At 56.5% G+C, this 7866-nt stretch carries 7 protein-coding genes; 4 read left to right on the top strand and 3 right to left on the bottom strand.

Annotated features, from left to right (window positions below; all coding sequences use genetic code 11):
• Positions 1 to 176: 176 nt before the first annotated feature.
• The 3 genes from MPRO_RS16610 to MPRO_RS16600 all read right to left on the bottom strand — a co-directional run bounded on the left by MPRO_RS16610 (position 177) and on the right by MPRO_RS16600 (position 3452).
• Positions 177 to 1157, bottom strand: a complete 981-nt coding sequence (locus MPRO_RS16610; RefSeq protein ID WP_067295297.1) for a TauD/TfdA family dioxygenase — start codon at positions 1155 to 1157, stop codon at positions 177 to 179.
• A gap of 297 nt (positions 1158 to 1454) precedes the next feature.
• Entirely contained in the window at positions 1455 to 2579 is a 1125-nt protein-coding gene (locus tag MPRO_RS16605) for a Gfo/Idh/MocA family protein (RefSeq protein WP_067295295.1), read from the bottom strand.
• Between the two features lie 153 nt (positions 2580 to 2732).
• Entirely contained in the window at positions 2733 to 3452 is a 720-nt protein-coding gene (locus MPRO_RS16600; protein ID WP_067295292.1) for a GntR family transcriptional regulator, read from the bottom strand.
• Positions 3453 to 3732: 280 nt separating this feature from the next.
• Between MPRO_RS16600 and MPRO_RS16595 the strand changes: the two genes are divergently transcribed.
• The 4 genes from MPRO_RS16595 (at position 3733) to MPRO_RS16580 (ending at position 7795) form a co-directional block, all read left to right on the top strand.
• A complete protein-coding gene (locus MPRO_RS16595; RefSeq protein WP_245635120.1) occupies positions 3733 to 4626 on the top strand; it encodes an aldo/keto reductase in 894 nt (297 codons plus the stop codon).
• 156 nt (positions 4627 to 4782) lie between these two features.
• Complete coding sequence (locus tag MPRO_RS16590; protein WP_067295287.1) at positions 4783 to 5340, top strand: TRAP transporter small permease; 558 nt, start codon at positions 4783 to 4785, stop codon at positions 5338 to 5340.
• 14 nt (positions 5341 to 5354) lie between these two features.
• A complete protein-coding gene (locus MPRO_RS16585) occupies positions 5355 to 6641 on the top strand; it encodes a TRAP transporter large permease (RefSeq protein WP_067295284.1) in 1287 nt (428 codons plus the stop codon).
• An 83-nt stretch (positions 6642 to 6724) separates the two neighbouring features.
• Positions 6725 to 7795 carry a TRAP transporter substrate-binding protein gene (locus tag MPRO_RS16580; protein WP_067295282.1) on the top strand — a complete coding sequence of 357 codons (1071 nt, stop codon included), beginning with the start codon at positions 6725 to 6727 and terminating at the stop codon, positions 7793 to 7795.
• Positions 7796 to 7866 lie beyond the last annotated feature (71 nt).

The raw sequence follows: 7866 nt of genomic DNA, 5'->3' as shown, positions 1-7866 counted from the left end.
TTTAAGGCGAATAGTGGTTCTATTTAACGCAAAACAGCACAAAAAACAGCCAAACTCAGGTGGCTCGCAGTAGGTTGAGTATTGTCGGACAGCCTCCTAGGAGGCTGTTGGAACCCAACTCAACGGGAAAAGAAACGTAGTGCCAGACAGGCGTTTTAGACCATTTGGCCTGGGGACTATTTGAATGAAATGGACGCCAGGATACGGCGATCACCCTTGAACGGCTGGCGCGCGTGCAGCACCGTGTGGTTGTTGATACAGAGCACGTCGCCGTGCTGCCATTTGAAGTTGACGCAGGATGCATCCATCTGGCGCACAATCTCCTCGATCACAGTCGCATCCATGGGTTCGCCATCAGCCGTTACTACGGCAGTCTTGCCATCGTTGCGCGCATCATTCCAGCCGGTGTAGACCGCAACGATGGAATTGAAAAACACCTTCTGTCCGGTTTCCTCATCAAAACGCACAGCATCCAGCACGGCGGTTTGGGTACGAACGCTGCCATCGGCCAGCCATTCCCAGTTCATGCCGGCTTCGCTCATTTTCTCTTCAGCTTGCTCTGCAGTGCTGACATTGAAGGTCTCTTTCCAGGAGCGGCCAATGGCGGATGCTGTATCGGTGACCGCCGGCATCACGCGCACGTAACGCACGCCCTGCTGTTCGATTCTGTGCGCGAACTCGGGGGCAAACTGTTCGATTTTGCTGAAGATCTCGCCGGAATGCAGTATGGACGTAGCCCCGCCTTCTTCGGATGCCACGTCACAGTAAAAGAAGATATAGCCCGGCGGAGTCGGCACCTGGGCCATCTCATGGTGAAACGGAATGGTTTCCGACGCCGGTGATTCATTCGCCGTAACAATGCGCGAGCTGGTGACCTGGCTGCGCGGTGCCGCACCACCTATGTAGGGCATGTTCTGATAATCGGTCGCATTGAGCATATTTTCAAACGCCTGCTGGTCAGGTACCGCAAAACCCCGCAACAACACCGCGCCATGGCGGATCAGCAGATCGTGCAGCTCGGCACGGTTTTCATGCACCCAGGCGTTGGCCGCCTCCGGCTGCTGCATGGCGGCATCATCGGAGGGCGTAACGACCAAAGGAAAATCGAGCCCGTTGACCTGCTTCTGACCGTCGACGCGGGAAATGCTGATGCTCATAATTATGACTCTTGTTATTGGCGGTGTGAGTTTGATACGACCAGAAGAGACATCCGGTCTATATAAATCAATAATGAATGAATCTGTAGGGCAACATTAGCAATGCAGAATCATTAAGTAAATCAATTGTGAATGAATTTTTCATATAACAGTAGCAATATTGATATAACTCATTGTTTTAAATTAATTTAATTTTCATTTTTTATTTTTGGAAACTACAAAAAAAGCCCGGAAATTATCCGGGCCTCGAAGCCGCACAAACAGGCATCTGCTTGCACGTGAAAATCAAAATAGGGCTTACAACTCGAACGACAACCCCCCCTCGGTCAGGGTAACCGCCTTGCCGGTGGCCGCCGAATGCTGTGCCGCCAGACCTATTACCACCGCCTTGAGACCATCATCAACGGTCACATCTACCTTGGCTCCCTCGGTCAGGGCGCGGTAGAAACCCAGATGCTGGTAATAGGTGGAGCCGTTGTGATCACCGGCGGCCAGGATATTGGGATCCACCGGGATCTCGGCTTCGATGGGGCCCTTGGGATCCCGCGGGCTCAACACGACCCGCGCCACAGGCGCAGGCCCCAGTGTTGCCTCAGGCCAGAAGCGCCCAGGCCCTGGCACAAAACACTCAAGCTTGCCCCTGGGACCCACTGCACAGATTTCTTCCTGGTAGCGTGAACCTTCGGCAAACATATTGAGCTCCAGCATGGAGCGTTTGCCGCTGGCAAAATCTACCACCACATAGGCATTGTCGAGGATATCGGGACGCTCACCGCTGTAGGCTTCATCCAGATGGTTATTGTCCTGCCCCGCCGAGGCATAAACCCGCACCACTTCATCCGCCGCCAGCAGGCGCATCAGATCAAAGAAGTGGCAGCATTTTTCCACCAGGGTGCCGCCGGTATTGCGGTTGAACCGGTTCCAGTCGTTGACCTTTTCCAGAAACGGAAAACGATGCTCTCGCACGCTGAGCATCTGCATCTCGCCTACATCACCCTGCTCCAGGTGCTTGCGCAGCGCCGTGATCGGCGGCATGTAGCGGTATTCCATCGCCACCCAGAGCGGCGCCGGATGGCGATCGGCCGCCTGCTTGACCGCAGCGACCTGCTCAAGCTGGGTAATGACAGGCTTTTCGATCAGTACGGCCAGATCCGTACGCTCCAGGATCTCCAGCAACTGCTCCGCGTGCTGGTAATTGGGCGTGACCACCACCAGGGCATCCAGGCGATCAACCTGCAGCAGCTCATCCAGGGTATCCAGCATCAGGGCGTCGGGTGCAAGAAGCGCCGCCTGCTGCTTCATGTGCGCATCGGGTTCGGCAATCGCCACTACCTGCGCACCCTCAATCAGAGCCAGATTACGCAGATGTTCCTGCCCCATCATGCCGCAACCCAAAATCCCGTACCTGACGACCTTGCTCATATGTGCTCACTCTCTGGTTTTATTATTACTTGAAACAATCACACAAAAACCGAACAGCCAATGACGACTATCCCTGGAAAAGCTGCCCCGATCACGCGGAGCAACAATGAATCATTTATGGATGAATTAGACAGATAAACACGGACGAAAACCTCAGGACCAACGAGCGAAATAACGGCACTTCTGCGGGTCAAACCAGGTACGGGAGAATTCCTCCACCTGGTTATTGTTGGACCAGCCTTTGCGCTCGACCCGCACCAGGGTAGTGCCCGAGGGCAGGCCAAGCTGCTCGGTTACCCAGTCCGGCGCCTCAACACAGTCGATACGATCCTCCACCCGACCAATCCAGAAACCGAACACCTCGCGGTAATGCATATAGAGGGACTCGTGCAGATCCTCTGCCACCAGACTGTCGCTATGGCGATGGTCAATCCAGATCTCCTCGGCTGCCACCAGCTGCGTATTCAGGTAGCGTTTGCGCCGGATGGACCACAGCTTCGCCTCTAGATAGTCCATCTCCAGCTGCTGCGCCACCTCAGGCTCCTGGCGCATCGATACAGCCAGAGTATCGGCGCGGGGCACACCGCCGCCTGCCAGCAATTCCAGGTGAAAGAACTGATAGATAGCCGTGCCGGTGGGGGCGCGTTTGACATAGGTACCCGATCCCTGGCGGCGCTCCAGCAAACCATCACCTTCAAGCTTGGCCAGTGCCTTGCGCAGTGTGCCCACAGCCACATTGAGACTCGACGCCAGCTGCGACTCTATGGGCAGCCGCTCACCGGGCTGCCAGTGGCCCGCGGCAATCTCGCGGTGCAACAGCTCGCCTATCTGGATATAGAGCGGCAACTTTTTGGATTTTCCGTTCTTCAACACAACTGATTCCTTAAAGTCCGTATCCAAGATGGCCGACGACCCTGAAGTAGCCAATGCCACAGCGTCATTGCAATATACCGACCCTTGGGGGAGAAATACAACAATTCATGCATGATTGATTTACATCATCAAAATACACTGATAGGGTAACTCCACTACCGGATCCCAGCCAGCCTGCCCTTATAGGCCCCAGCCTGTGCCACACCGGATAACAAGAAACTGACCCGCTCGCCCGCTATACGGCAAGCGCAGAACATCTGGAGACAGACCCTTGGAAAAAGTGCAGCTAGGCAATACCGCAGTGGAACTCAGCCGACTGGTCTACGGCGTCTGGCGTCTGGCTGACGATGCCGACACCTCAGTGGCAAATGTGCGCACCAAGATTGATGCCTGTCTGGAACAGGGTATCACCACCTTCGACCATGCCGATATTTACGGCGATTACCGCTGTGAAGCCCTGTTTGGCAAGGCGCTGGCTGAAGATCCATCCCTGCGCGACGCCATGCAGCTGGTCAGCAAGTGCGATATCGCCCTGATATCCGATGCCTTTCCTGGGCGCCGAGTGAAGTACTACGACACCAGCGCAGCCTATATCCGCAACAGCGTTGATAGCAGCCTTGCAAAGCTGCACAGCGAGCAGCTTGACCTGTTGCTGATACACCGCCCCGATCCCTTTATGGATGCAGCCGAAACCGGCGCGGCCCTGGATGCACTGGTCGACAGTGGCAAGGTGAAGGCGCTGGGCGTATCCAACTTCATGCACTGGGACTGGCGCCTGCTGCAGCAGCACATGAAACATCCGCTGGTGGTCAATCAGATCGAGATGAACCTGTTGCAGCGCGACACCTTTACCGACGGCACCCTCGCCAGCATGCAACTCGATGGCATTGCGGCCATGGCCTGGTCGCCACTGGCAGGTGGCGCCCTGTTCGGCGACTCCCCCGCTGCGCAGCGCCTGCGTCCGTTGTTGCAGGCTATAGCCACACGCCACAACAGCACCGACGATCTTGTCGCCCTGGCCTGGCTGCTGATGCACCCGGCCGGTATCATGCCGGTAGTAGGCACCAACAACATCGGGCGCATCCGCGCACTCGCCGGCGCCTGTGATATCCAGATCGATCGCGAAACCTGGTTCGAGCTCTGGACCGCCGCCAGCGGCCAGGAAGTCCCCTGATCTTCGAAACCTAAACCTGTGGCCCATTTCTGTAAACACAGGCAGGGCCACTATAGTTTCACTGTCAGAAAAATCGGCGATCACTGCTGCATGTCTCATGTGGCGCCGATACAACTGAATCCCTGAATAATATTAATAAAAGGGTGTTGGCAGCTTATGAAGATACTCAAGTTCTGCCTTGGCGGACTCGAATGGATCAACGCCCTGTTGATCCGCGCTGGCAAGTCCGTGGCCTGGATCTGTGTCGCCGCCATGGTGGCGGCAATACTGCTGCAGGTGTTCTGCCGCTACGTGCTCAATAATGCCCTGCCCTGGCCCGAAGAAGCAGCCCGCGCCCTGATGATCTGGATGATGGCGCTAGTCGCTGCCAACGCCTACCGCCAGGGATCCTTTGTCGCCATCGACATGCTGCACGGTTTCCTGCACCCCAAAGTCCGGGCCATTCTCAAGTTTTGCCTGCTGCTGATATCGGCGCTGGTACTGATACAGTTGTTTAGCCTTGGGCTGGAATTTTTCCAGCGTGGTTTTCGCACCCGCGCCGCCTCTTTCGATCTCCCTCGCGCCTGGATTTATCTCGCCATGCCGGTCTGTTTCGGCAGCATGCTGCTGGTTAATGCCGAGCTGCTGTTGCGGGAAGTCGGTCGTCTGTTCGGTTCTGCCGAAGACTTCCCCGCCCCCGTGCTCGACTCCAACACAGTCCCGGAAGCCGAATAAAAGGATCACGCATCATGCTCGTATTATTCCTGCCGCTGTTCCTGATTTTCCTGCTGATAGGCATGCCGGTATTTTTTGCCATGCTGTCGGCCCCCGGCATCATGCTGCTGACCCAGGGCATGGATCGGGACATTCCCATGCTGTTTCGCAATATCTATAACGGCATCGACTCCTTCCCGCTGATGGCCATCCCATTCTTTATGCTGGCCGGCGAGCTGATGAACCGGGGCGGCATTACGATGAGCCTGGTTAATTTTTCCCAGGCCTTTATCGGCCATGTTCGCGGCGGCCTGGCCCATGTAAACGTGCTCTCGAGCATGCTGTTCGCGGGCCTGTCCGGCTCCGCCGTGGCGGATACCTCGGCCATCGGCTCCATGATGATTCCGGCCATGGAGAAAAACGGTTACACCAGGCGCTTCTCCGCCGCCATCACGGCCGCATCCTCCGTCATAGGCCCGATCATTCCGCCCTCCGGCATCATGATTATTTACGCCTACACCATGGAAGTGTCGGTGGCAGCGCTCTTTGCCGCCGGTGTTGTACCGGGCGTGCTGGTCGGTCTTGGGCTTATGGCGGTGATCGCCCTGATGGCCAAGCGCTATGACTTCCCGGTCGCGGGTCCCAAACAGACCTGGCCGCAGCGGGCCACCGCTACCAAGAGCGCCTTTCTGCCGCTGATGACGCCGGTTATCATTCTGGGCGGCATCCTCGGCGGAATATTCACCCCCACCGAAGCCTCGGCCGTGGCGGTAGGTTACGCCCTGGTGCTGAGTATCTGGGTCATGAAGACGGTTAAAATCAGTGAACTGCCAGGCATCTTTACCCGCAGCGCCCAGTCTTCCGCCGTGGTGTTGCTACTGGTCGGTGCCGCCATCGCCTTCAAGACAGTGGTGAGCCTGTCGCACACCGCCGAACAGCTGGCCGCCTGGGTGCTGAGTATCAGCGACAATCCACTAATGCTGCTGTTCATGATCAATATTCTGCTGTTTATTGTCGGCATGTTTCTGGATGCCGGCCCCGCGATCATTATTCTGGGGCCTATACTGGCACCGGTGTTCATCGGCATAGGCGTGGATCCAATTCACTTCGCCATCATCATGAGCGTCAACCTGACTGTGGGGCTGGCAACGCCACCCATGGGACTGGTGCTCTTCGTCGCCTCCAGCGTGTCGGGGGAAAAGGTCGAAGCCATTGCCAAATCCATACTGCCGTTCCTGTTTATCGAGATCGTGGTCATCTTCCTGATTACCTTCTTCCCGGCGCTGTCCATGACCATCCCCCGATGGCTTGGGCTTGCCTGACGACCTTAACTCCGGCGGGCACAGAGCCCGCCACACCACCAAGACCAACCGTAGCCACAACAAAAATCAAAGAGGATCTACTCATGGTGATAAACAAAAAACTCAAATCTGCCCTGGTGGGCACTTTGGCGGGCGCCACCCTGCTGTTCGGCGCTCTCAGCTCCGCCGCCGAATACAACCTGCGGGCCGTGGCCAACTCCAACGAAAACGACGAAGACTATGACGGCCTGGTGGTATTCAAGGACTTTGTTGAAGCCCACTCCAACGGCAAAATCGCCGTGGAACTCTTTATCGGCACACAGTTGTGCGCCAATGGCACCGAATGCATGCAGGCACTGGAAGACGGTTCCGTAGACGTGTTCATTTCTACTGCCAGCGGTGTGGGCAACATGTTCCCCTATGTCCAGGTACTGGATCTGCCCTACCTGCTGCGTGATGACCGTGTCGCCGAAACCGTGCTGGCCGGTGACTTCACCCGCGAACTGCGCAAGTCCATCCTTGAGGACTCCGACAGCCGCGTTCGCCTGATGACCATCGGCAACACCGGCGGCTGGCGCAACTTTGCCAACACCAAACGTACTATTCAGACCCCCAAGGACATCGAAGGCCTGAAGATTCGTACCGTGGTATCGGACCTGCCCCAGGAACTGGTCAAATCCCTTGGCGCCAGCCCGACACCGATTCCCTGGCCAGAACTCTTCACCTCCTTCCAGACCGGCGTGGTTGAAGGCTCCAAAAACGGCATCACCGATATCATGAGCATGAAATTCCCTGAAGCCGGCCTCAAGTACATTACCCTGGATGGCCATGCATATATGTCCGCCTACTGGTTCATGAACAATGAGAGCTTCCTGGCCATGCCCGAAGACATGCGCCGCGTGATTGTGGACGGTTTCTCGGCGCTGCAGCAGGCCACCTTTGCCTCGCCCAAACGCAAGTCCATCAAGGCCTACCAGGATTTCAGCAGCGCCGGTGGCGAAGTCTATGTACCCACCCCTGAGCAAAAGGATGCCTTCAAAAAAGCCGCAGAGCCCGTTTACAGCTGGTTCAAGGGCAACGTAAAGGATGGCGAGAAATGGTTTGACCTGCTGGCCCAGGAAGCCACCAAAGCCGAACAGGCCATCGAGGCGAGCTACGCCAGCGACTTGAACTAAGGCACCTATATTATTAACCCGGCGGGTTAATACATGAAGCAGGGATGCTTCATCATTGGCCGCAGGCCAAT

Source organism: Marinobacterium profundum (assembly GCF_001528745.1).
In the GTDB taxonomy this organism is placed as follows: Bacteria; Pseudomonadota; Gammaproteobacteria; order Pseudomonadales; family Balneatricaceae; genus Marinobacterium_A; species Marinobacterium_A profundum.
The sequence above is the reverse complement of the archived record's forward strand: the minus strand, read 5'-3'. Positions and strand labels throughout refer to the sequence as shown.

Coding starts and splice junctions, on each gene's coding strand:
- MPRO_RS16580 (WP_067295282.1), top strand. CDS start 6,725: ATGGTGATAAACAAAAAACTCAAATCTGCCCTGGTGGGCACTTTGGCG.
- MPRO_RS16585 (WP_067295284.1), top strand. CDS start 5,355: ATGCTCGTATTATTCCTGCCGCTGTTCCTGATTTTCCTGCTGATAGGC.
- MPRO_RS16590 (WP_067295287.1), top strand. CDS start 4,783: ATGAAGATACTCAAGTTCTGCCTTGGCGGACTCGAATGGATCAACGCC.
- MPRO_RS16605 (WP_067295295.1), bottom strand. CDS start 2,579: ATGAGCAAGGTCGTCAGGTACGGGATTTTGGGTTGCGGCATGATGGGG.
- MPRO_RS16610 (WP_067295297.1), bottom strand. CDS start 1,157: ATGAGCATCAGCATTTCCCGCGTCGACGGTCAGAAGCAGGTCAACGGG.